This is a genomic window from Streptomyces sp. NRRL S-31, assembly GCF_000718775.1.
Taxonomy (GTDB): Bacteria; Actinomycetota; Actinomycetes; order Streptomycetales; family Streptomycetaceae; genus Streptomyces.
Window position 1 is genome coordinate 1 of sequence record NZ_JOCB01000105.1, and the last position, 22,303, is coordinate 22,303.

The window sequence follows — 22,303 nt, forward strand, 5'->3', positions numbered from 1 at the left end:
CATACGAGATCAGCCTCGGTCTCGTGGGCTCGGAGATGTGTATAAGAGACAGCCGTGGAGCCGCCCCCGTCCCCGATCCCGCCGGGACCGGAACCCGTACCGAGCCCTGAGCCGGGTCCCCCGCTGACCTGACCCGCCCCCCGGCCGGCGACCGCCCGTCACGGCCCGCCCGTGCGTGGCGCCCGCCCCATGGGTGTGCCGCACCCCGTAGGGGCGAGAGGAGACGGTGACGGTGCGGGGTCTTCGGCCGGGGAGGCGAGGGCCCGCTCATCGCGCCGGGCGTCCGGGCCGGGGCCGGGCAGTGCCCCTGTGGGCCTGCCCGGCGCGCTACGCGGTCACCTCGCTCCGGTCGCCGCCCCACAGCGTGTGGAACGTGCCCTCGCGGTCCACCCGGCGGTACGTGTGCGCGCCGAAGAAGTCCCGCTGGCCCTGGGTGAGCGCCGCGGGCAGCCGCTCCGCGCGCAGGGCGTCGTAGTACGCCAGCGCCGCCGCGAAGCCCGGCGTCGGCACCCCCTGCCGCACCGCCGCCACCAGCACCTCCCGCCAGTCGTCCTGCGCGGCGGCGATCTCCCGCGCGAACGTCTCGTCCGACAGCAGGCTCGGCAGGTCGGGGCGGGCGTCGTACGCGGCGCGGATGCGGTCCAGGAAGGCCGCGCGGATGATGCAGCCGCCGCGCCAGATGGAGGCGACCGCGCCCAGGTCGATGTCCCAGCCGTACTCCTCGCCGCCCGCGGCGATCTCGTGGAAGCCCTGCGTGTACGACACGATCTTCGACGCGTACAGCGCCTGCTCCACCCGGTCCGCGAAGGCCGCCGCCTCCGACTCGCCCAGCGCCGACGGCTTCGGTCCGGCGAGCCCGCGCGAGGCCTTCCGCAGCGCCGCGTGGCCGGACAGCGACCGGGCGAAGACCGCCTCGGCGATGCCGGACACCGGCACGCCCAGGTCCAGCGCGATCTGCACCGTCCAGCGTCCGGTGCCCTTCTGCTCGGCCTGGTCCACCACCACGTCCACGAACGGCTCGCCACTGGCCGCGTCCACGTGGGACAGCACCTCGGCGGTGATCTCGATCAGGTAGGAGTCCAGCCGGCCGGTGTTCCAGGTGCGGAAGATCTCCGCGATCCGCGCGGGGGAGTACCCGGCGATGTCGCGCAGCAGCTGGTACGCCTCACCGATCAGCTGCATGTCGGCGTACTCGATGCCGTTGTGCACCATCTTGACGAAGTGCCCGGCGCCGTCGGGGCCCACGTGCGTCACGCACGGCGCGCCGTCCTTCGCCTTCGCGGAGATCTTCTCCAGCATCGGGCCCAGCGACTCGTACGACTCCGGCGAGCCGCCCGGCATGATGCTCGGCCCGTGCAGCGCCCCCTCCTCACCGCCGGAGATGCCGGTGCCGACGAAGTGGATGCCCCGCTCGCGCAGCTCCCGCTCCCGGCGCCGGGTGTCCGCGAAGTGGGCGTTGCCACCGTCGATGATCATGTCACCGGGCTCCAGCAGCGGGGCGAACTCCTCGATCACCGCGTCCGTCGGCCCGCCCGCCTTGACCATGATCATCAGGCGGCGGGGGCGCTCCAGGGCCGCCACGAAGTCCTCGGCGGACTCGGTCCCGATGAAGTCGCCCTCCCCGCCGAACTCCTCCAGCAGCGCCTTCGTCCGCGACGCCGTCCGGTTGTGCACGGCGACCGTGTAGCCGTTGCGCGCGAAGTTCCGGGCGAGGTTGCGGCCCATGACCGCGAGGCCCGTGACACCGATCTGCGCTGAATTGCTCATACCGCCTGCTCCCTGGTCGCCTCTGACTACGGTTCCGTCGGTAGGGGCCCCTGCCCATCCTGGCGTGCCGCTACGCCGAGCGCACATCCGAACCGCCACGCATGGGTACGCGGCCGGACCGGCTCCGGCCCCACTCACCGGCCGCTCGGCACGAGCAGCGGCCGTTCCCGGCCAATCGGGGGCCCGAGGAGGCCGATTCACCGTCTTGTCATGGCCAGTTCGGGGCGCTTACTTTTGCCGCTCCTGACGCATGCCGAGGGGATTTCGGACATGGCCGTACGCGGCCGGCACCGCCGGTACCAGCCGAACAGGATCAACCGCGCCTCACTCACCGTCACGGCGGGCGGTGCCGGCCTCGCCATCCCGCTGGTCGCCGCCGGCACCGCGCACGCCGCCGACGCCGCCACCTGGAACAAGGTCGCCGCCTGCGAGTCCGGCGGCGACTGGAGCGTCAACAGCGGCAACGGCTACTACGGCGGCCTCCAGTTCACCCAGTCCACCTGGGCGGCGTACGGCGGCACCCACTACGCGCCGCGCGCCGACCAGGCCACCCGGAACGAGCAGATCGCCGTCGCGGAGAAGGTCCTGGACGGGCAGGGGCCGGGCGCCTGGCCGGCCTGCTCGGGACAGGCCGGGCTGACCCGGGGCGGCGGCGGACCCGGGGCGCACACCGACTCGGCGGCCACGCGTCCGGCGCGCACCGGCACGGCGGAAACCGGCGCCCGGAAGGTCTCCTCCGTCAGGGACGTGCGGCCGCAGACCACCCCGCAGTCCCGCGCGGGCCGGGCCGAGATGTACACGGTGGTGCGCGGCGACACCCTCTCCGGCATCGCCGGGGACCGGCACGTGCCGGGCGGCTGGCGCTCGCTGTACGCGGGCAACCGCACCACGATCGGCGCCGATCCCGACCTGATCATGCCGGGGCAGCGGCTCAGCGTCGACGGCACGCCCACCAGACCCGCGCCGCCCGGACCACCGAAGCGGAAAGCCCCGGCCGAGCACCCCACCACGCACTCCTCCACACACCACGGCCCGGCCCCGGCCCGGCACCCGCTCGTCGCCCCGGTGACCGCGTCGGTCGGCACCGGCTACCAGGTGGCCGGCTCCCACTGGTCGAAGGGCTACCACACCGGCGTCGACTTCCTCGTGCCGACCGGCACTTCCGTGCGGGCGGCGGCGGCCGGCCGGGTGGTGTCCGCGGGCTGGGGCGGGTCGTACGGCTACCAGGTGGTGCTCCGGCACGCCGACGGCCGCTACACCCAGTACGCCCATCTGTCCGCGATCTCCGTACGGGCGGGGCAGGGCGTCACGGCGGGCCAGCGCATCGGCCGCTCCGGCTCCACGGGCAACGTCACGGGCCCGCACCTGCACTTCGAGGTGCGGACCGGGCCCGGCTTCGGCTCGGACATCGACCCGCTCGCCTACCTGCGGGCCGGCGGGGTCAGGATCTGACCCGGGGGCGGGACCGGTCCGGCACCGGCCGGGGGACGTGGAAGCTCGCGGACAGCGGGACGTACGACAGGGGGAGACCCCTGTCGGCCCGTGGTCCGGCACCGTCGCCGTCCGCCCCGGCCCCCGACCGTTCCGCTCCGGGGGCACCGCTCGAACCGGGTGCACCGCTCGAACCGGCGGCACCGATCGAACCGGCGGCACCGGCCGGACCTGCCGAACCGGCCTCCGACCGTTCCGTCCCGGCGCTGCTTCCGTCGGTCGCCCCTCGCTGGCGCGGCATGCCCCCCAGGGGCTCCGCCGCGGCACGCTCCGGCGCCACGGCGGCCGGCACAGCGCGCTCAGCAGTCGGTACACCGTGGCCATCGCCGAGTACACCGTGCCCAGCGCCCGGTGCACCGTCCACAGCGCCCGGCACCCCATGCCCCGACCCGGCCTCGCCCAGGGCCCCGGCCCCGCCCGACGCCCCGGCCTCGCCCAGGGCCCCGACCTCGGCCAAGACCGCGCCCCCGACCGGGGCCGTGGTGGCCGGTGGCGCCGTGCGCTCCAGTCGCTCCGTCGTCAGCATGATCAGGCCGCCCGCCGCGACCACCCCGCAGCCCAGGGCGAGCACGCTGCCCGTGGTGCCGTGGCGGAACGTCTCGCCGAACATCAGGATGCCGACCGCGGCGGCCAGCACCGGATTGACCACCGTCAGCGTGGCCAGCGGCGCGGCGAGGCCGCCACCCTGGTAGGACGCCTGGGACAGCAGGACACCGGCGACCGAGAACAGGGCGATCGCCCCCAGGGAGCACAGCTCGCCCACGCCGAGGCCGTGCGGCCAGTCCACGGCCGCGGTCTTGGTGAACACCGACGACATGCCGAACGCCATGCCGGCGGCGGAGGCGAGCAGCACGCTGCGTACCGCGGGATGCCGGTGAGCGACCATACCGGCGGACATCAGCGCCACCACCACACCGCCGGTGACCAGCGCGACCACCGGCCGCTGCGCCGGGGCGAGGGAGTGCGTGGGGGAGGAGCCGACCAGGGACAGCAGGCCGGCGAGGCCCGCCGTGGCCATGAGGGCGCCGCGCCACGCGATCGCGCCGGCCCGGCGGCCGACGCACAGGGCCGCCATGGGCAGCGCGAAGACGATGGTCAGCGCGCCCAGCGGCTGGACCAGGCTGAGCGGTCCGTAGGCCAGCGCCACGACGTGCAGCACGCCGCCGAGCCCGTTGAGCCCCAGCGCACCCCACCAGCCGGGCCGGCGCAGCGGCACGCAGCCGCTGTCGGGGGAGGACACCGCGACCTGCTCCTGCACGATCGCTCCGCCCGCGTAGGCGAGGGCGGAGACGACCGAGAGGAGCACGGACAACGCCAGGGCGTTCATCGGCGTCTCCCCTGCGGGCGGCGGGCGTCGCGGGCCCGGCCCGGCGTACGGTCGGCTTCCATGGCGAACACTCTGCCGGTCCGCGCCCTTCCCGTCGTCGTACCTGAGCACGCGATGCGTCCTACTGCCGATGGAGTACACCGGTCGGGTGATCATCCCCTGGACGGGTGACGTGGGACGGGCCCCCGCCGGACCGCCCCGGCCGCGTGCCTGATAGCAGTACCTGTCGTGCCCCTCGATCCCGAACTCGCCGCACTGCGCGCCCTCGGCGGCTTCTTCGTCCTGCGCACCCACCCCGACACGGCCGGCGGTGCCGATCCCCGGTCACTGCCCACCCTCGCGGACGGCTACGGCGAAAACGGCTCCGACGGCAGCGGCTCCGACGGCAGCGACGCCGACGGCAGCGGCAGGGGCGGCTGCGGCACGGACGGCTGCGGCAAGGGCGGGGCGGGCTTGCGCCGCGATCCGCTGGCCGCGCGGGTCGCCGTCGTCGGGGACCGGCTGCGCGTCGCCGAGCCGCGGGTCGCCGCCTCCCTCGCCCACCAGGGACTGGCCGCCCGGCTCTGGTCGGTGGCCCTGGGCTGCGCCGTCCTGTACGGCGAGCTGCCCGACCTGGACCCGCGCCTGCTGCGCTGGGACGTCGCCGCCACCGCCCCCGACGACCTGTGGCTCACGGTGCCGCGCCCGCTGCCCGCGAACGCCGCGAACGCCGCGACCGCCGCCGACCCCGGGAGTCCCCGGAACCCGGTCCGGAACTCCGGGAACCCGGCCGACGCCGACACGCTCGCCGACGCCGTGCTGCTCGGCCATCTGGAGCCCCTGACGGCGGCCCTGCGGGCCCGCTACGGTGTCGCGGCGGGCCTGTTGCGGGGCAACGCGGGCTCCGCGCTGGCCGCGACCGCCCGGGAGCTGGGCCGCTGGGCCCGCGCCCGGGGCCGCGCCGACGTGGCCGCCCGCACCCGCGCGCTGACCGCCGGGCTGTTCGCCCACCCGCTGCTGCGCACCACCGGTGTGCGCACCGGCACGGCCTTCCGGCGCCGCAGTTGCTGCCTGTACTACCGGGTGCCCGGGGGCGGGCTCTGCGGCGACTGCTGCCTCACCCGCCCGCCGCGCTCTTCCCCGGGCGCCGCATCTGGGTGACCATGAAGGGAACGAGCCACCGAGTACGGGGGGTTGACGGGTGCGAGTGGGACTGCTGACCCGGGAGTACCCCCCGGACGTCTACGGTGGCGCCGGGGTCCACGTGGAGTTCCTCGCCCGCGAGCTGGCCTCCCTGGTGGAGCTGGAGGTGCACTGCTGGGGCGAGGGCCGCGAGGCCGGCGTCGTGCGCCACCGTCCCTGGTCCGCCCTGGACGGCTCCAACGACACGCTGCGCACCTTCTCCACGGACCTCTCCATCGCCGCCGCCCTCGAGGGCCGCGAACTCGTCCACTCCCACACGTGGTACGCCAATCTGGCCGGCCACTTCGCCAAGCTGCTCCACGGCGTGCCGCACGTGGTCACCGCCCACTCGCTGGAGCCGCTGCGCCCCTGGAAGGCCGAGCAACTCGGCGGCGGGTACGCGCTGTCGAGCTGGGCCGAGCGCACCGCGATCGAGGCCGCCGACGCCGTGATCGCCGTCTCGGGCGCCATGCGGGAGGACGTCCTCGCCTGCTACCCGGCGCTGGACCCGGCCCGCGTCCACGTCGTGCACAACGGCATCGACACCCGCCTCTACCGCCCCGACCACGGCACCGACGCCCTGATCCGGCACGGCGTCGACCCGGCCCGGCCGTACGTCCTGTTCGTCGGCCGCATCACCCGGCAGAAGGGCGTGCCCCCCTTGCTGCGCGCGGTACGGCACATCGACCCCGGCGTGCAGGTCGTGCTGTGCGCGGGTGCGCCCGACACCCCGGCGATCGACCGGGAGTTCCGGCGGCTGTTCGAGGAGCTGAGCCGGGCGCGGGCGGGCGTGTTCTGGATCCCGCAGATGCTGCCGCGCCCGGAGGTGATCCAACTCCTCACCCGGGCCGCGGTGTTCGTCTGTCCCTCGGTGTACGAGCCGCTCGGCATCGTCAACCTGGAGGCGATGGCCTGTGGCACGCCGGTCGTCGCGTCACGGGTCGGCGGCATCCCCGAGGTGGTGGACGAGGGCCGTACCGGGCTGCTGGTCGACGTGGACGACGACTTCGAGTCCGGGCTCGCCCGGGCCCTGGACGCCGTCCTCGGCGATCCGGACGCGGCCCGGCGGATGGGAGAGGCCGGACGGGCGTGCGCCGTGGGGGAGTTCGGCTGGGACGCGGTGGCCCGCCGAACGGCGGGACTGTACGAGGTGGTCCGCCGGCAGGCGTGGTCCGGCTGATCCGGGGCATCCATGGTTCAACCACGGTGAGGGGAGCGGCCATGCGTCGTGGAGGGCCTTCCGTACTGGGGATCGTGCTGGCGGGCGGCGAGGGCAAGCGCCTGATGCCGCTCACCGCCGACCGGGCCAAACCGGCCGTCACCTTCGGCGGCACCTACCGGCTCGTCGACTTCGTCCTGTCCAACCTCGTCAACGCCGACGTGCTGCGCATCTGCGTGCTGACCCAGTACAAGTCGCACTCGCTGGACCGGCACATCACCACCACCTGGCGGATGTCCAGCCTGCTCGGCAACTACGTCACCCCGGTGCCCGCGCAGCAGCGCCTCGGGCCGCGCTGGTACCTGGGCAGCGCCGACGCGATCCTCCAGTCGCTCAACCTGGTCCACGACGAACAGCCGGAGTACGTGGCCGTGTTCGGCGCCGACCACGTCTACCGCATGGACCCGCGGCAGATGCTCGCGCAGCACATCGAGGGCGGCGCGGGGGTGACGGTGGCCGGCATCCGGGTGCCGCGCACCGAGTCGTCGTCGTTCGGGGTGATCACCCCCGGCTCGGACGGCCGTACGGTGGAACGCTTCCTGGAGAAGCCCGCCGACCCTCCCGGCCTGCCGGACGATCCCGGGCGTGTGTTCGCGTCCATGGGCAACTACATCTTCACCACCAAGGCGCTGATCGAGGCGCTGCGACGGGACGCCGAGGACAGCCGGTCGGTGCACGACATGGGCGGCTCGATCCTGCCCCAGCTGACCGCGCGCGGCGAGGCCGGGCTGTACGACTTCCATGACAACCACGTGCCCGGCGAGACCAGCCGCGACCAGGGCTACTGGCGGGACGTCGGCACGCTGGACGCCTACTACGACGCGCACATGGACCTGATCGCCGAGCGCCCCGCGTTCAACCTGTACAACCGCCAGTGGCCCGTCTACACCCACTCCAACCAGCTCTCGCCGGCGCGCTTCAACGCGGGCGGCATCGCGAGCGAGTCCATCATCAGCGCGGGTTGCCTGATCCGCGGGCAGGTCACCCGGTCGGTGCTCTCCCCGGGCGTCCGCGTCGACCCCGGGGCGGTCGTACAGGGTTCGGTCCTGCACGACAACGTCCACATCGGCCGGGGCGCGGTGGTCCGCGGCGCGGTCCTGGACAAGAACGTGGAGGTCCCGCCGGGCGCCACGATCGGCGTGAACCCGGAGCGGGACGCCGAGCTGTACACCGTCTCCAAGGGCGGAGTGATCGCGCTGGGCAAGGGGCAGCGGGTGCCGTAGCACGCGCCGGGACCGGGGCCGGGCCCCCGCCGTGGCATCCGGCGACGGTCCGGACTCCGGGGCCGTGGACGAGCCCCGGCCACCGGAGCGGCGGCCGAGGCTCCTCCCCGGCCCCCGGCCACCGCTCCGACGGCCGGGGCTACTCCACGGCCCCCGGCCACCGCTCCGACGGCCGGGGCTACTCCCCGGCCCCCGGCCACCGCTCCGACGGCCGGCACGACCGTCGGGCGCGACGCGTTTCGCGCGACACCCCCCAGGATGCCCGGGTTTGCGGCCTTCGCCCTTCAGGATGCAGGCAACGACGTCCAACCTGCGGAGGCCATCCGACATGAGAGGGACCCGGCGCACGCGGCTGTGCCTGGCCGGGGTGCTGGCAGCGTCCGCGCTGATCGCCACCCCCGCCGCGCGGGCCGCCGAGCGGACCGACGGCCACCTCACCGACCTGGTCAACCCGTTCATCGGGACCCAGAACGAGGGCAACACCTTCCCCGGCGCGACCGTGCCCTTCGGCATGGTGCAACTCTCCCCGGACACCGGACACAGCACCGGGTACGACTACACGCAGAACCGTATCCGCGGCTTCTCCCTGGTCCACCTCTCGGGTGTCGGCTGCCGCATCGGCGGCGACCTGCCCGTCCTGCCCACCACCGGTGACGTCACCGAGACGGACTACGCCCGGTACGCGGCGGCCTTCTCGCACGACGACGAGGAGGCGAGCCCCGGCTACTACCGCGTCGGCCTCGGCTCCGGCATCCGCGCCGAACTGACCGCGACCGCCCGCACCGGCGTGCAGCGCTACACCTTCCCGGCCACCGGCAAGGCCAACGTCCTGCTGAACGCGGCCCAGTCGCTGCACAAGCCGGTGAGCAGCACGGTGCGCGTCCTGGACGACCGCACCGTGCGCACCGAGATCACCGGCCACGGCTTCTGCCGGGACAGCGGCCCCTACACGGTCCACACGATCACCCGCTTCAACCGGCCCTTCACCGCGTACGGCACCTGGGACGGCCGGACCGTCACCCCGGGCGCCCGCAGCGGCTCCGGCGGCGCCTACGTCCGCTTCGACACCACGAAGGACCGCACGGTCGAGGCCACCACCGCCCTGTCGTACGTCGACGCGGCCGGCGCGGCGGGCAACCTGCGAGCCGAGGGCGGCCGGTCCTTCGACACCGTGCGCCACCGGGCCCGCGAGGAGTGGGAGCGGCGGCTCGGCGGCGTCCGGGTACGGGGCGGCACCCCCACCCTCCGACGTACCTTCTACTCCTCGCTGTACCGGTCGTACCTCGCGCCCAACGTCGGCGGTGACGTGGACGGCCGTTACCTCGGCTGGGACCGGCGCACCCACCGGGCCCGGGGCTTCACCTACTACCAGAACTGGTCGCTCTGGGACACCTACCGCACCCAGGCCCAGCTGCTCGCCCTGCTCGCGCCCCGTGAGGCCCGGGACATGGCCCACTCGGTGGTCGCGATCGACGAGGACGGCGGCTGGCTCCCCAAGTGGGGCTACGGCCCGGTCGAGACGAACATCATGAGCGGCGACCCGGTCACCCCGTTCCTGACCACCGCCTACCAGACGGGCCTGCTGAAGGGCTTCGAGGAGCGGGCCTACCGGGCACTCAGGAAGAACGCCGACGGGGTCCCGCCGGCCGCCAACCCGGGCGTCGGCCGGGAGGCCAACGCCGAGTACATCGGGTACGGCTTCGCGCCCTACGACAAGGACCGGCCGTACGCCAAGGCGGGCGACTCGGACTACCACCACGGCGCCTCGGTCACCCTGGAGTACGCGCTCTCCGACGCGATGCTCGCGCAGATGGCCCGTGGCCTCGGACACCACGAGGACGCGGCCCGCTACGCCGCCCGCTCGCGCCACTACCGCAACGTCTTCGACCCCGCCACCGGCTTCTTCCGCGCCCGGGACGCCTCCGGCGCCTTCACCGGCCCGGCCGACCCGGCCCGTGGCACCGGCTTCCACGAGGGCACGGCCTGGCAGTACCAGTGGCTCGTCCCGCAGGACGTGCCGGGCATGGTCGCGCTGATCGGCGGCACCCGCGCGGCCAACGCCCGCCTGGACTCCTTCTTCGCCTACGACCGGCTCCTCGCCGACCCGGAGGGCACCGCCCGCCAGGTGTGGGTGCACGGTGACCCGTACGCCTACTACAACGCCACCACCTACAACCCGATGAACGAGCCGGACCTCGTCGCGCCCTACACCTACCTCTCCACCGGCCAGCCCTGGAAGACCACGGACGTGGTGCACGCGGCGCTGACCCTGTTCACCGACGGCCCCGCCGGCATGACCGGCAACGACGACCTCGGCACGATGTCCGCCTGGAACGTGCTGTCGTCCATCGGGCTCTTCCCCGTCCAGCCCGGGTACGGCACCTGGGGCCTGACCACCCCGGTCTTCGACCGGGTCGACCTGACCCTGGACCGCCGCCACTGGCCGAGCGGCCGGCTGACGGTGACCGCGCCCGGCACCTCGGCCGCAGACCGCTACGTCCAGGGCGTACGCACCGACGGGAGGCCGCACGGCCGGACCTACCTGACCACCGGCGCGCTGCGCTCCCTGCGCTCCCTCGCGTTCACCGTCGGCCCGCGCCCGTCGCGATGGGGCACGGCACCCGAAGCGGCGCCGCCCGTCCTGAGATGAGGTCCGGCCGTCTCCCGGGTCCCGCCGCGTTCCCAGGCGGCGGGAGACCGACCCGGCCCCGACCGTGCTCGACCGTGATCGCCGCCGGGGATCGACCGCTGATCCACCCGTCGCCGACGTGTGAGGCAAGACCGTGACATCCGACCTGCTCGCCCCCCTCGACCTGGCCTTCTGGAACATGGAGTCCGACCGGCACCCGATGCACCTCGGCGCGCTCGGGGTCTTCGCCGCGCACTCGCCCACGGCCGGGGCGCACGCCGCCGACCTGCTCGCCGCCCGCGCCGCCGCCGTACCCGGCCTGCGCATGCGCATCCGCGACACCTGGCAGCCGCTCGCCTTCGGCGGTGCGACCCGCGAGAGCGACCCGGACTTCGATCCGCTGGACCACGTCCGGCTGCACGCCCCGGCCGGCGACTTCCACGCCGCCGCCGGGCCGCTGATGCAACGCCCGCTGGAGCGCGGCCGGCCGCCCTGGGAGGCGCACGTGCTGCCCGGCGAGGACGGGGCGTCCTTCGCGGTGCTCTTCAAGTTCCACCACGCCCTCGCCGACGGGCTGCGCGCACTGAAGCTCGCCGCCGGCGTCCTGGACCCCGTCGACCTGCCCGAGCGCGCGCCCCGCGCCGTCGAGCCGCCGCCCGGCCTGCTGTCCGATGTGCGCCGGCTGCCCGCCCGGGTCCCCGGGCTGGTCAGGGGCGCGCTGTCGGACGTCGGCCGGGCCCTGGACATCGGCGCCTCGCTGGCCCGCTCCACCCTCGGCATGCGCCCCTGCGCCGCGCTCACCTCGGCGCCCAGCGGCACCCGCCGCACCGCCGGGGTCGTCCTCGACATCGACGACGTGCACCGGGTGCGCAAGAACGCAGGGGGCACCGTGAACGACGTCCTGATCGCCGTGGTGGCCGGGGCCCTGCGCCGCTGGCTCGACGAGCGCGGCGACGGCAGCGAGGGCGTCGCCCCGCGCGCCCTCGTCCCGGTCTCCCGGCGCCGGCCGCGCACCGCGCAGCCGCAGGGCAACCGGCTCTCCGGGTACCTGATACGGCTTCCGGTCGACGAGCCGGACCCGCTCGGGCGGCTGGCCGCGGTGCGTACGGCGATGCTCCGCAACAAGGACGCGGGCGCCGACCGGGGCGCCGGCGCGGTCGCCCTGCTCGCCGACCACGTCCCGGCCCTCGGCCACCGCCTCGGCGGACCGTTGGTCGGGCAGGCGGCGCGGCTCTGGTTCGACATCCTCGTCACCAGCGTGCCGATGCCGGGCTTCGGGCTGCGGCTCGGCGGCCATGAGCTGAGCGAGGTGTATCCGCTGGCGCCGCTCGCGCCCGGGCAGGCGCTGGCGATCGCGATCTCCACGTACCGCGGGCGCGTGCACTACGGGCTGGTCGCCGACGCGCGGGCCGTGCCGGACCTGGACCGGTTCGCGCGCGCGGTGTCGGCCGAGGCGGAGACGCTGCTGTCGGTCTGCGACCGCTGAACGGCCGGCCCCGCCCGGGCGGGAGTCATCCGTCACGTCCGTTACGCCGGTCACGCCGGTTACACCGGTCACGGACGTCCGGCACGTCGTCACTTCCGTCACGTCCGTCACTTCAGCCACCGGAGGCACCGGGGCGCGGGGAGCGGGGCCCGGCCCGGCGGCGTGCACGCGCGGGGGCGGAAGGGCAGCGGTTTGGCTCCCCGGCCCCGCGCTCCGTAAAATCCGCTGTTCGAAAGCGGGCGCGAGTCGGAGCGCCGCGCGGGTGACCAGGGAAGCGGCAGCGCGATGACGGTGACAGAGGACGGCTCGGCGTCCATGGACGAGGTGGTCTACGGACCCGGTATCGACCCCGAGCGGCTGGCCGTCTGCCTCAGCGTGCTGGAGGAACTGGACCAGCTCGACGTCGACCACCCCGACGCGATCCTGGTGCGCCGGGCCACCTCGCACGTCTACCGCGTGGTCAAGCAGCGCCGCCGCCAGGAGCGCCGGGCCGCCAAGACCGCCCACGACCGCACGGTCACCGAGACCACCGCGACCGGCTCGGCCGAGCGCATCGACGACGAGACCGAGGGCATCCTGCCCTCCTCCAAGACCGAGGCCGGCACCATCGCGGGCATCCTGCAGCGCCCGCGCTCCTGCTACGTCTGCAAGCAGCGGTACGTCGAGGTCGACTACTTCTACCACCAGCTGTGCCAGAAGTGCGCCGCCGAGAACCGCGCCAAGCGGGAGGCCCGCGCCGACCTCACCGGCAAGCGCGCCCTGCTCACCGGCGGCCGGGCCAAGATCGGCATGTACATCGCGCTGCGGCTGCTGCGCGACGGCGCGCACACCACCGTCACGACCCGGTTCCCGAAGGACGCCATCCGCCGCTTCAAGGCGATGGAGGACTCGGCGGACTGGCTGCACCGGCTGGAGGTCGTCGGCATCGACCTGCGCGACCCGGCCCAGGCGGTCGCGCTGGCCGACCAGGTCGCCGGGGCCGGCCCGCTGGACATATTGATCAACAACGCCACGCAGACCGTGCGCCGGCTGCCCTCCGCATACGCCGCCCTGGTCGAGGGCGAGAGCGCCCCGCTGCCCGCCGGTGAGCTGCCCGCCCACCACGTCATCGGTGCCTTCAACTCCGGCGCGGTCGACGGTCTGGCCGCGCTGCCCCTCGGCACCAGCGGACTCGACGCGCAGAAGGTCGCCGACCTCGCCCTGGTCGCGGGCAACGCCAGCGTCGCCCGGCACCTCGACGGCACCGCCATCGACGCGGGCGGCCTGCTCCCGGACGTCGTCGAGAGCAACACCTGGGTGCAGACGATCGACCAGATCTCCCCGGTGGAGCTGCTGGAGACCCAGCTCTGCAACTACACCTCGCCGTTCATCCTGATCAGCGCGCTCCGCCCGGCGATGGCACGGGCCGCCGGGAAGGCGGCGAGCGGCCGGGCGTACGTCGTGAACGTCTCCGCCATGGAAGGCGTGTTCAGCCGCGGGTACAAGGGCGCGGGCCACCCGAACACCAATGCCGCCAAGGCCGCGATGAACATGGTGACGCGGACCAGCGCGGAGGAGATGTTCCAGACCGACGGCATCCTCATGACCTCGGTCGACACCGGCTGGATCACCGACGAACGGCCCCACTACGACAAGCTGCGCCTCGCCGAGGCCGGTTTCCACGCCCCGCTGGACCTGGTCGACGGCGCCGCCCGCGTCTACGACCCGATCGTGCGCGGCGAGGCGGGCGAGGACCTGTACGGCGTCTTCCTGAAGGACTACGCGCCCGGCAAGTGGTGAGCCGCGGGCGTCAGTCGACCGCGCCGAGCCGGGTGTGACGGGCCGCCACCAACTCCAGCACGGTGCGCCAGTCCTCCAGCACGCCCGCGTCGAAGCCGGCCGTGCGGCCCTCCTCCTCGGCCTGGCGCAGTCGCAGCACGTCGTCGTCGGCGGCGCCGGCGTCCGCGCGCACCAGCCCGGACACCCGCTCCCCGAGCAGGGGGCGCACCGCCTCTGCCGCGCTCCGCGCCCGGGCCGCCTCGTCGCCCGGCCCCAGTACCGGGCCGATGCCCCGCACCAGCCCCGCCACCTGGAGTTCCTTGTCGGCGGGGCGGGTGCGGCGCAGCAGTGCCGCGGTCCGCAGCGCGTGCTGGCGCCGGCCGGCGTTCAGCAGATCCATCAGCTCCTCGACGCTGCGCAGCTCCATGCGTCAGTCCTTCCGCGAGACAGCCGTTGCCGTGTCAGCAGACCATGGTGAGCTTGCCGCCCGGCCAACAGGGCCTGAACTGCGCCGGGTCGGCCGACCTGCCTCGAAGGGGCGTTCGTCCGTGTGCTCCGACCGGGTGAATCCGGTGTCGCGCGAGTGAACGTCCTGTTTCAAAAAGCCCCACATTAGGGGGTATTGGGGGGTCGTCGGCAGCACAGGGGTTACAGGTTGTTTGCATTCCCTATCGAGCGGATGCCCGCTCATTTGGTTAATCTGGTGTCGGCGGACAACAGTACGGGGTCCCACCCACACCCACCGTCCGTCCTGGGGTGAGCCGGTGCACAACGGCCTGCTCTGACCGAGAAACCGGCGCCACCGCGTCCGAACCAGCCTTCCACCCAGACTCGAGCGGGCATCCGGCGCCGAAGCGCAGACTGTCCGGTATGCCCCGAGGGTGACCCGACACAGAAGGAGTGCGCGGTGACACCGGAGAAGACGAACCGCGAGAAGCGCCCCCAGGAAAGCACGGAGCGCAGGGGCCGCCGGCCCGGAGAACTCGGCAGCCTCGACGTGTGGGCCCGGTCCGCCCCGATCCGCCTGGCGGGGTACGAGGACGACCTGGCCGAGCCCCACATCCTGCCCAGCGTCGACTGACCCCCCGGTCGGTTCCGGCGCGATCACCGCGGCATGGGCGTGACGGGACGCACGCCCATGCCGGTGGGGAACCCGGCGCCGCGGCCGGCCCGCCCCGCCGTACGCCCGGCAGACGCGCCCGCCTTCGTGCGGGCCTTTCGCGCTGCCACCGCCGCTCCGCCACCGCCGCTTCGCCGCCACCGCCGCACCGCCGCTTCTCCGTCGGCGCCGTCCGCCGTCAGGGGCTCGGCTCCCGCTCGCTAAAACGCTTGAGCATCGGGTTTCTAAAGCGCTTTAGTCGACTCCGGAAAGTTCTCCGTCCCCCAGGGCTGACCTGTGCTGACCTCTGCCGGCGATCAACTCATCGCTTTAGCTCGGGCGAATGCATTGACTTGCCCCGAGGGGTCCGGGCAAGGTCTGTCGCGCCATCGGACGTCGCCCCGCCGCGGTACCGACGTCGTCACCTCCGACCAGGTACACCCACCCCCGAGGAGGCGCCCGCTCGTGAACCCCACCAGACGCACCGTCCTGATCGCCGCCGGAGCCGCCGCCCTGACCCCCGCGCTGCCCGCGCTGCCCGCGGTCGCCGCCCCGCGCGCCGCCGCCGCGACCGAGCCGTACGCCTCGTACTGGTACCCGGACTCACTGCCCGCCGGCAGTCCCGGCCCCGGCATCACCTGGCGCGGCCTGAAGAACTGGCGCGCGGCCGACGACCCCGACCTCGCCTTCAACGCCGCCTCCGTGCCGCTCGCCCCCCGGTTCACCCCGGCGCCGGCGAACACCACCGCCCGCTCCGGCCAGGCCCGTGTCCAGGCCCTGGTCTCCTTCGGGCCGACGTCGGCCAACCCCTCCCAGGGCTCGGCCACCGCCGACTTCTACGCACTCACCCACTGGGCCTACATCGACGAGCTGGTGTTCTGGGGCGGCTCGGCCGGCGAGGGCCTGATCCTCGCGCCCAACGCGCCGGTCGTCGACGCCGCCCACCGGCACGGCGTCCCGGTGCTCGGCAACGTCTTCCTGCCCCCGGCGGCCTACGGCGGACAGCTCCAGTGGACCCGGGACCTGGTGCAGAAGGACGCCGCCGGGCACTACCCGCTCGCCGCCCAACTCGTCGCGGTGGCGGCGGCGTACGGCTTCGACGGCTGGTTCCTCAACTTCGAGACGGGCGGCGGGAACACGGCGCTGGGCACGGCCGTGCTCGGCTTCGTCAAGGAGCTGAAGGCGCTGGCGGCGGCCCGGGGACAGCGGGTGACCTGGTACGACGCGCTGACCGTGAACGGCACGGTCAGCTGGCAGGGTGCCCTGAACAGCCAGAACCAGGCGTTCTTCGAGGCCGCTGACGACATGTTCGTGGACTTCCGGTGGAGCGCCGGCACGCTCGCGTCGTCCGGCACGCGGGCCCGACAACTGGGGCGCGACCGCTACGAGCTGTGGGCCGGCGTCGACGTCGAGTCGAACGGGTCCGGCACGTACGTGGACTGGGACGCCATCGTGCCGGCCGGGGCGCCGCACGTCGCCTCCGTCGGCCTCTACCGCCCCGAGTGGACCCGCAACCACCTGCCCGCCGACCGGCGCGCACCCGAGGACTTCCACGCGGCCGACGACCGGTTCTGGACCGGGCGGTCGCTGGACCCGTCGCGGCCCGACGCCGGCGACCCGTGGCGGGCGCCGGCGGTGTCCGTGGCGGACCGGTCGACGGTGACCTCCGTGCCGTTCGCCAGCGTGTTCAACACGGGGCACGGACTGCGCTGGTACGAGGAGGGGGCCGTCACCGCCGGGACGCCCTGGAACCACCTCGGGCTCCAGGACCGGCTGCCGTCGCGGCGGTGGGTGGTCCGCACGGTGGGCCAACGGCCGTCGGTCTCCTTCGACTTCGCCGACGCCTGGCGGGGTGGGAGCAGCGTGCTGGTGGCGGGTGAACCGGATCAACCGGTGGAGCTCGACCTGTACGCCTGCCGGCTGCCGCTCGCTGTGAACACGGTTGTCGACCTGACGTTCCGGAGCGAGTCCGGGGACGTGAACGTCGAACTGGCGGTGGCGACGGCCGAACCGGCCACACCGGGGGCGGCGCCGCCGTACACCTATCGGGCTGTGGACCCGGTTCCCGGCGGAACCTGTGTGAAGTCGGTCAACGGCTGGCGGACCGTGACCGTCCCGCTCACCGGCCTCTCCGGCACCGTCCGCGCCCTCGGCGTCCGGCTCACCGCCGCTCAGGGTCCGGTGCGCTGGCGGCTGGGCGGTCTCGCCGTCCGCCCAGACGGCACCCCGCCGGCTCCGGCCGCGCCCTCGGGGGCCCGCGTCACCGCGGCGAGCGGCGGTGACCTCCGCCTCGCCTGGAACCCCGCCCCCGGCACCGTCCGCCACTACACCCTCCACCGCCTCCTGCCCGACGGCACCCGCCGCTACCTCGGCGCCACCGGCCAGCGGGCCTGGTTCGCCCCCGGTCTGCGGCCCGAACAGGGCGAGACGGCGGCGCGGTTCGAAGTGCGCGCCGTGGGGGAGCTGTACGACGCCTCGGCCCCCGCGACCTTGACCCACCCCTGGTAGTTCCCCCGGCGGTCACCCGCGCGGCCCCGGGGACCCGGACCGCGCGGGGCGAGCGCGGCACCGGGGCAGGCGCGGTACCGGGGCGAGCGCGGTACCGGGGCGGGTCCGCCGGACCGGGCCGGTCGCGGGCGTCACGGGCGAGGCGCTCCCGGCAGCAGACGGAGGGCGGCCCCTACCCGCCCAGTTGCGCCCGCAGCCACTGCTCCACCTCGCCCACATGGGCCGCTGCCGCCGCCCGCGCCGCCTCGGGGTCGCGGGCGGCGAGGGCGCGGTGGATGGCGGCGTGTTCGCGGCGGGTGCGGGCGAAGGCGCCCTCCTCCTGGTAGCCGCGCCAGACCCGGGCACGGAAGGTGCGCGAGGACAGGCCGTCCAGGATGGCGGCCATCGTCCCGTTCCCGGCGGCCGAGGCGATCTCGCGGTGGAAGGCGAGGTCGTGGGCGATGATCTCCTCGGGGTCGTCGGTGGCGTTCATCGCCGCCAGGTGCTTCTCGACCGCGGCGAGCCCGTCGGCGGTGATGCGCGCGGCGGCGAGCGCGGTCGCCGTGGACTCCAGGATCCGGCGCACCTCCAGCAGTTCCACCAGCCGCGGCCCCCGGGAGAGGTCCGCGACCACACCGAAGGTCTCCAGCAGGTCGCCGGCCTCCAGCGCGGTGACGTAGATCCCGGAGCCGTGCCGGGCCTCCAGCACACCGAGGACGGTGAGCGCGCGGATCGCCTCCCGCATCGAGCTGCGCGAGATGCCCAGCCGCGCGGCGAGTTCCCGCTCCGTGGGCAGCCGCTGGCCCGGCTCCAGCCGCCCCTCGGCGATCATCGCCTTGATCTCCTCGATGGCGCGCTGGGTCACCGTGCCCTTCTGCGGGGCCGCCTCGTCCACGCCACTCCTCCAGTCACCGGGTGCGTCGCAGTCTAGCCAGCCAAGTGGTCCGACCACCATGGGGAGAAAGAGCGGATATTCGCCGCACGAGGGTGTCCGCACGGCTCAGTGGTCTGATAAGTATGCGGCGTCTGCTCGAACAACCTCCCTGAGGAGCCGCGAGATGCCCGCCAGCACCGTGAGGAAACGCAGCAGGTCGAAGATCACCGGCGCGGCGGCCCTGGCCGTCGGCGCCTCGCTCGTCCTCGCCGCCTGCGGCAGCACCGGGGACACCGCGGGCGGGCGGGGCGGCGGCACCGGCCGGGTCGGGGTGATCCTGCCGCTGCTGACCTCACCGTTCTGGCAGTCGTACAACGACTACGTGCCCCGGATGGCCACCTCCGAGGGCGTCGAGGTGCTGAAGACGGTCAACTCCAACAGCGACCCCGCGCAGCAGATCACCGACATCGGCAACGAACTCACTCAGGGCGTCGGGGGACTGGTCGTCGCCCCGCTGGACAGCGCAGCCGTCCAGGCGGGCCTGGACCAGGCCGAACGCAAGGGCGTGCCGGTCGTCGCCGTGGACGTGGCACCCGACCGGGGCAAGGTCGCCATGGTGGTGCGCGCCGACAACGCCGCCTACGGCGAGAAGGCCTGCGACTACCTCGGCGAGCATGTGCGCGACGGCAAGGTCGTGCAGGTCATGGGCGACCTGGCCTCGGTCAACGGCCGCGACCGCTCCGAGGCGTTCCGCACCTGCGTGCGCCGGAAGTACCCGCGGCTGAAGGTGCTGGAGATCCCCGCCAAGTGGGAGTCCGACACCGCCGCCGCCAAGCTCGACACCCTCCTCAACGCCAACCCCGACATCAAGGGCATCTACCTCCAGGCGGGCGGTGTCTACCTCGCCCCCACCCTCCAGACCCTGAAGTCCAAGGGCATGCTCAGGAAGGCCGGACACAAGGGCCACATCACGATCGTCTCCAACGACGGCATCCCGCAGGAGTACGACGCGATCCGCGAGGGACGGATAGACGCCACCGTCTCCCAGCCGGCCGACGCCTACGCCAAGTACGGCCTCTTCTACATCAAGGCTGCGATGGAGGGCCGGACGTTCGAGCCCGGCCCGACCGACCACCACTCCACCATCGTCCGGCTGCCCAGCGGCATCCTGGAGGACCAGCTGCCCGCCCCCCTGGTCACCGCGGACAACGTCGACGACCCCGAGCTGTGGGGCAACGCCGCCCGATGAACACCCCCCTGGTCGAAGCCACCGGCATCGTCAAGCGGTACGGCCCCACGGTCGCCCTCGCCGACGGCCGGCTCACCGTGCTGCCCGGCGAGTCCCACGCCCTCGTCGGCCGCAACGGCGCCGGCAAGTCCACCCTGGTGCACATCCTCACCGGCCTCCAGGCCCCGGACGCCGGCACCGTCCGCTTCGACGGCGAGCCCGCGCCGCCGCTCGCCGACCGGAACGCCTGGCGCGGCAAGGTCGCCTGCGTCTACCAGAAGCCCACGGTCGTACCGGAGTTGACGGTCGCCGAGAACCTCTTCCTGGGCCGGCAGCCGCTGGACCGCGGGTTCATCAGCTGGCGCAGGCTGCGCGCCGAGGCCGCCGGGCTGCTGGAGACCTGGGGCGTCCGCGTCGACCCCGGGGCCCGCACCGCCGGCCTGACCGTCGAGGACCGCCAACTGGTGGAGATCGCCCGGGCGCTCAGCCTCGGCGCCCGGTTCATCGTCCTGGACGAGCCCACCGCCCGGCTCGACAACCGGGAGATCGAGCGGCTGTTCACCCGGATGCGCGCCCTCCAGGACTCCGGCGTCACCTTCCTGTTCATCTCCCACCACCTCCAGGAGGTGTACGAGGTCTGCCAGACGGTCACCGTGCTGCGCGACGCCCGCTGGATCACCACCGCCCCCGTCGCCGACCTGCCGAGGGCGGCGCTGGTGGAGGCCATGGCCGGGGAGTCCGTCGCCGAACGGGCCGCGCCACGCCGGGAGTCGGACCACGGCGTGCCCGTCCGGCTCGTGGCGCGCGGGCTCCGCTCGGCGGCGTACCGGGACGTCGACCTGACCCTGCGCCGGGGCGAGGTGCTCGGGCTGGCCGGCTCCAGCGGCAGCGGCAAGACCGAGCTGGCCGAGTCCTTCGCCGGACTGCACACCCCGACCGCCGGAACCGCCCACCTGGACGGCGCGGCCCTCCCGTTCGGCGATGTGCGGGCCGCCCTCGGAGCCGGGGTCGGCTGCGTCCCGCGGGACCGGCACGAGCAGGGCCTGGTGGCCGGCCTGACCGTCGGCGACAACGCCACCCTGAGCGTGCTGGACCGGCTCGGCCGCCTCGGCTTCGTCTCCGCCGGCCGACGCCGCCGCCGCGCCGGCGAGCTGATCCGGCGGCTCGACATCCGCACCGAGGGCCCGGACCAGCCCGTCTCCGACCTGTCCGGCGGCAACGCGCAGAAGGTCGTCATGGCCCGCGCCCTCGCCTCAGAACCCCGCCTGCTGGTCCTGATCAACCCCACCGCGGGCGTCGACGTGAAATCCAAGGAGTCGCTGCTGGCCCGCGTGGATAGCGCCCGCGCCGACGGCACCGCCGTCCTCGTCGTCTCCGACGAACTCGACGACCTGCGGCGCTGCGACCGCGTCCTCGTCCTCTTCCACGGCCGTGTCGTCGCCGAGCACCCGGCCGGCTGGCGCGACCACGAGCTGATCGCCTCCATCGAAGGAGTGGACCATGGCTGACACCCGGGCGGCGCCGCTCGCGCCCGCCGAGACCCCCGGCCCCCGCCCGCCGCGGACCGTCCTGCTCCGCCGTGCCCGTGAACTCGCCCTGGTCCCCGCCCTGTTGCTGCTGACCCTGCTGGGCACGCTGGTCAACGACTCGTTCCTGACCGAGCGGAACATCATCTCCATCCTCGGCGCCTCCGCCGCCCTCGCGATGGTCGTGCTCGCCGAGTCCCTGGTGCTGATCACCGGCAAGTTCGACCTCTCCCTGGAATCGGTCGTCGGCATCGCGCCGGCCCTCGGCGCCCTGTTGGTGTTGCCCGCGAGCCAGGCCGGCTGGGGCACCCGGCTGCCCGCCGCCCTGGCCCTGCCCGCGATCCTCCTGGCCGGCGCGGCCGTCGGCGCCCTCAACGGCGTCCTGGTCGTCAAACTCCGGCTCAACGCGTTCATCGTCACCCTCGCGATGCTCATCGTGCTGCGCGGTCTGCTGGTGGGCGCCACCAAGGGCAAGACGCTGTTCGGCATGCCCGACGGCTTCTACGCGGCGGCCACCACCACCTTCCTGCGCGTCCCGCTGTCCGTGTGGCTCGCCGCCGTCGCCTTCGCACTCGCCGGGCTGGTGCTCAGGTACCACCGCGCCGGCCGCGCCCTGTACGCCATCGGCGGCAACGCGGACGCGGCCCGCGCGGCCGGCATCCGCGTCGACCGCGTCACGCTCGGCGTCTACGTGGTCGCGGGCGTGCTGGCCGCCGTCGGCGGACTGCTCCAGACCGGGTACGTCGGCGCCATCAGCGCCAACCAGGGCCAGAACATGATCTTCACGGTGTTCGCGGCGGCGGTGATCGGCGGCATCGGCCTGGACGGCGGCAAGGGCACCATGTCCGGCGCCCTGACCGGCGTGCTGCTGCTGGGCGTCGTACAGAACCTGCTCACCCTCGCCCAGGTGCCGTCCTTCTGGATCCAGGCCATCTACGGCGGCATCATCCTCGTCGCCCTGATGATCGCCCGGGTGACGACGGGCCGCGCCCAGGACTGACCGAGCCGGCAACCGCCCCCCGACGAGA

Annotated in this window: 16 protein-coding genes; 12 read left to right on the forward strand and 4 right to left on the reverse strand. The window is 74.1% G+C overall.

Features of this window, described 5'->3' with window-relative positions:
* Nucleotides 1–327: 327 nt before the first annotated feature.
* On the reverse strand, nucleotides 328–1,767 hold the full coding sequence (gndA, locus tag IF37_RS0131925; RefSeq protein WP_030750561.1) for an NADP-dependent phosphogluconate dehydrogenase: 1,440 nt from the start codon (nucleotides 1,765–1,767) through the stop codon (nucleotides 328–330).
* Nucleotides 1,768–2,037: 270 nt separating this feature from the next.
* Here gndA and IF37_RS0131930 point away from each other — a divergent pair, with 270 nt between their 5' ends.
* A complete protein-coding gene (locus tag IF37_RS0131930) occupies nucleotides 2,038–3,219 on the forward strand; it encodes a transglycosylase family protein (RefSeq protein WP_030750564.1) in 1,182 nt (393 codons plus the stop codon).
* On the opposite strand, the gene IF37_RS39965 is transcribed toward IF37_RS0131930, so the two are convergent.
* On the reverse strand, nucleotides 3,209–4,585 hold the full coding sequence (locus tag IF37_RS39965; RefSeq protein WP_106981898.1) for a DMT family transporter: 1,377 nt from the start codon (nucleotides 4,583–4,585) through the stop codon (nucleotides 3,209–3,211). The two genes, IF37_RS0131930 and IF37_RS39965, sit on opposite strands and share 11 nt — an antisense overlap.
* Before the next feature lie 228 nt (nucleotides 4,586–4,813).
* On the opposite strand from IF37_RS39965, the gene IF37_RS0131940 reads away from it, so the two are divergent.
* The 6 genes from IF37_RS0131940 (at nucleotide 4,814) to IF37_RS0131965 (ending at nucleotide 14,082) form a co-directional block, all read left to right on the forward strand.
* On the forward strand, nucleotides 4,814–5,725 hold the full coding sequence (locus IF37_RS0131940) for a (2Fe-2S)-binding protein (RefSeq protein WP_030750570.1): 912 nt from the start codon (nucleotides 4,814–4,816) through the stop codon (nucleotides 5,723–5,725).
* 40 nt (nucleotides 5,726–5,765) lie between these two features.
* The gene (gene glgA / locus IF37_RS0131945) at nucleotides 5,766–6,926 is read left to right on the forward strand and encodes a glycogen synthase (protein ID WP_079165985.1); all 1,161 of its coding nucleotides are present in this window, start codon (nucleotides 5,766–5,768) and stop codon (nucleotides 6,924–6,926) included.
* Nucleotides 6,927–6,967: 41 nt separating this feature from the next.
* A complete protein-coding gene (gene glgC / locus IF37_RS0131950; RefSeq protein ID WP_030750575.1) occupies nucleotides 6,968–8,188 on the forward strand; it encodes a glucose-1-phosphate adenylyltransferase in 1,221 nt (406 codons plus the stop codon).
* Nucleotides 8,189–8,516: 328 nt separating this feature from the next.
* Nucleotides 8,517–10,838 carry a GH92 family glycosyl hydrolase gene (locus tag IF37_RS0131955; RefSeq protein WP_030750578.1) on the forward strand — a complete coding sequence of 774 codons (2,322 nt, stop codon included), beginning with the start codon at nucleotides 8,517–8,519 and terminating at the stop codon, nucleotides 10,836–10,838.
* Between the two features lie 133 nt (nucleotides 10,839–10,971).
* Nucleotides 10,972–12,303, forward strand: a complete 1,332-nt coding sequence (locus IF37_RS0131960; RefSeq protein ID WP_030750581.1) for a wax ester/triacylglycerol synthase family O-acyltransferase — start codon at nucleotides 10,972–10,974, stop codon at nucleotides 12,301–12,303.
* A 285-nt stretch (nucleotides 12,304–12,588) separates the two neighbouring features.
* Nucleotides 12,589–14,082 (forward strand): SDR family NAD(P)-dependent oxidoreductase, encoded by a 1,494-nt coding sequence (locus IF37_RS0131965; protein ID WP_030750584.1) that lies wholly within the window; start codon nucleotides 12,589–12,591, stop codon nucleotides 14,080–14,082.
* Nucleotides 14,083–14,092: 10 nt separating this feature from the next.
* On the opposite strand, the gene IF37_RS0131970 is transcribed toward IF37_RS0131965, so the two are convergent.
* Nucleotides 14,093–14,488 (reverse strand): hypothetical protein, encoded by a 396-nt coding sequence (locus tag IF37_RS0131970; protein WP_030750587.1) that lies wholly within the window; start codon nucleotides 14,486–14,488, stop codon nucleotides 14,093–14,095.
* A 480-nt stretch (nucleotides 14,489–14,968) separates the two neighbouring features.
* Here IF37_RS0131970 and IF37_RS43940 point away from each other — a divergent pair, with 480 nt between their 5' ends.
* Nucleotides 14,969–15,142 carry a hypothetical protein gene (locus IF37_RS43940; RefSeq protein ID WP_106981899.1) on the forward strand — a complete coding sequence of 58 codons (174 nt, stop codon included), beginning with the start codon at nucleotides 14,969–14,971 and terminating at the stop codon, nucleotides 15,140–15,142.
* 483 nt (nucleotides 15,143–15,625) lie between these two features.
* A complete protein-coding gene (locus tag IF37_RS0131980; protein ID WP_030750590.1) occupies nucleotides 15,626–17,668 on the forward strand; it encodes an endo-beta-N-acetylglucosaminidase in 2,043 nt (680 codons plus the stop codon).
* Between the two features lie 172 nt (nucleotides 17,669–17,840).
* On the opposite strand, the gene IF37_RS0131985 is transcribed toward IF37_RS0131980, so the two are convergent.
* The gene (locus tag IF37_RS0131985) at nucleotides 17,841–18,542 is read right to left on the reverse strand and encodes a FadR/GntR family transcriptional regulator (protein ID WP_030750593.1); all 702 of its coding nucleotides are present in this window, start codon (nucleotides 18,540–18,542) and stop codon (nucleotides 17,841–17,843) included.
* A 163-nt stretch (nucleotides 18,543–18,705) separates the two neighbouring features.
* Here IF37_RS0131985 and IF37_RS0131990 point away from each other — a divergent pair, with 163 nt between their 5' ends.
* From IF37_RS0131990 to IF37_RS0132000, 3 genes are read left to right on the forward strand one after another with little or no spacing between them, the layout of a single operon-like run.
* Nucleotides 18,706–19,770 carry a sugar ABC transporter substrate-binding protein gene (locus tag IF37_RS0131990; RefSeq protein ID WP_030750596.1) on the forward strand — a complete coding sequence of 355 codons (1,065 nt, stop codon included), beginning with the start codon at nucleotides 18,706–18,708 and terminating at the stop codon, nucleotides 19,768–19,770.
* Nucleotides 19,767–21,257, forward strand: a complete 1,491-nt coding sequence (locus IF37_RS0131995) for a sugar ABC transporter ATP-binding protein (RefSeq protein WP_030750600.1) — start codon at nucleotides 19,767–19,769, stop codon at nucleotides 21,255–21,257. Before IF37_RS0131990 ends, IF37_RS0131995 begins: the two co-directional genes overlap by 4 nt.
* A complete protein-coding gene (locus tag IF37_RS0132000; RefSeq protein WP_030750603.1) occupies nucleotides 21,250–22,275 on the forward strand; it encodes an ABC transporter permease in 1,026 nt (341 codons plus the stop codon). Before IF37_RS0131995 ends, IF37_RS0132000 begins: the two co-directional genes overlap by 8 nt.
* Nucleotides 22,276–22,303: the final 28 nt, after the last annotated feature.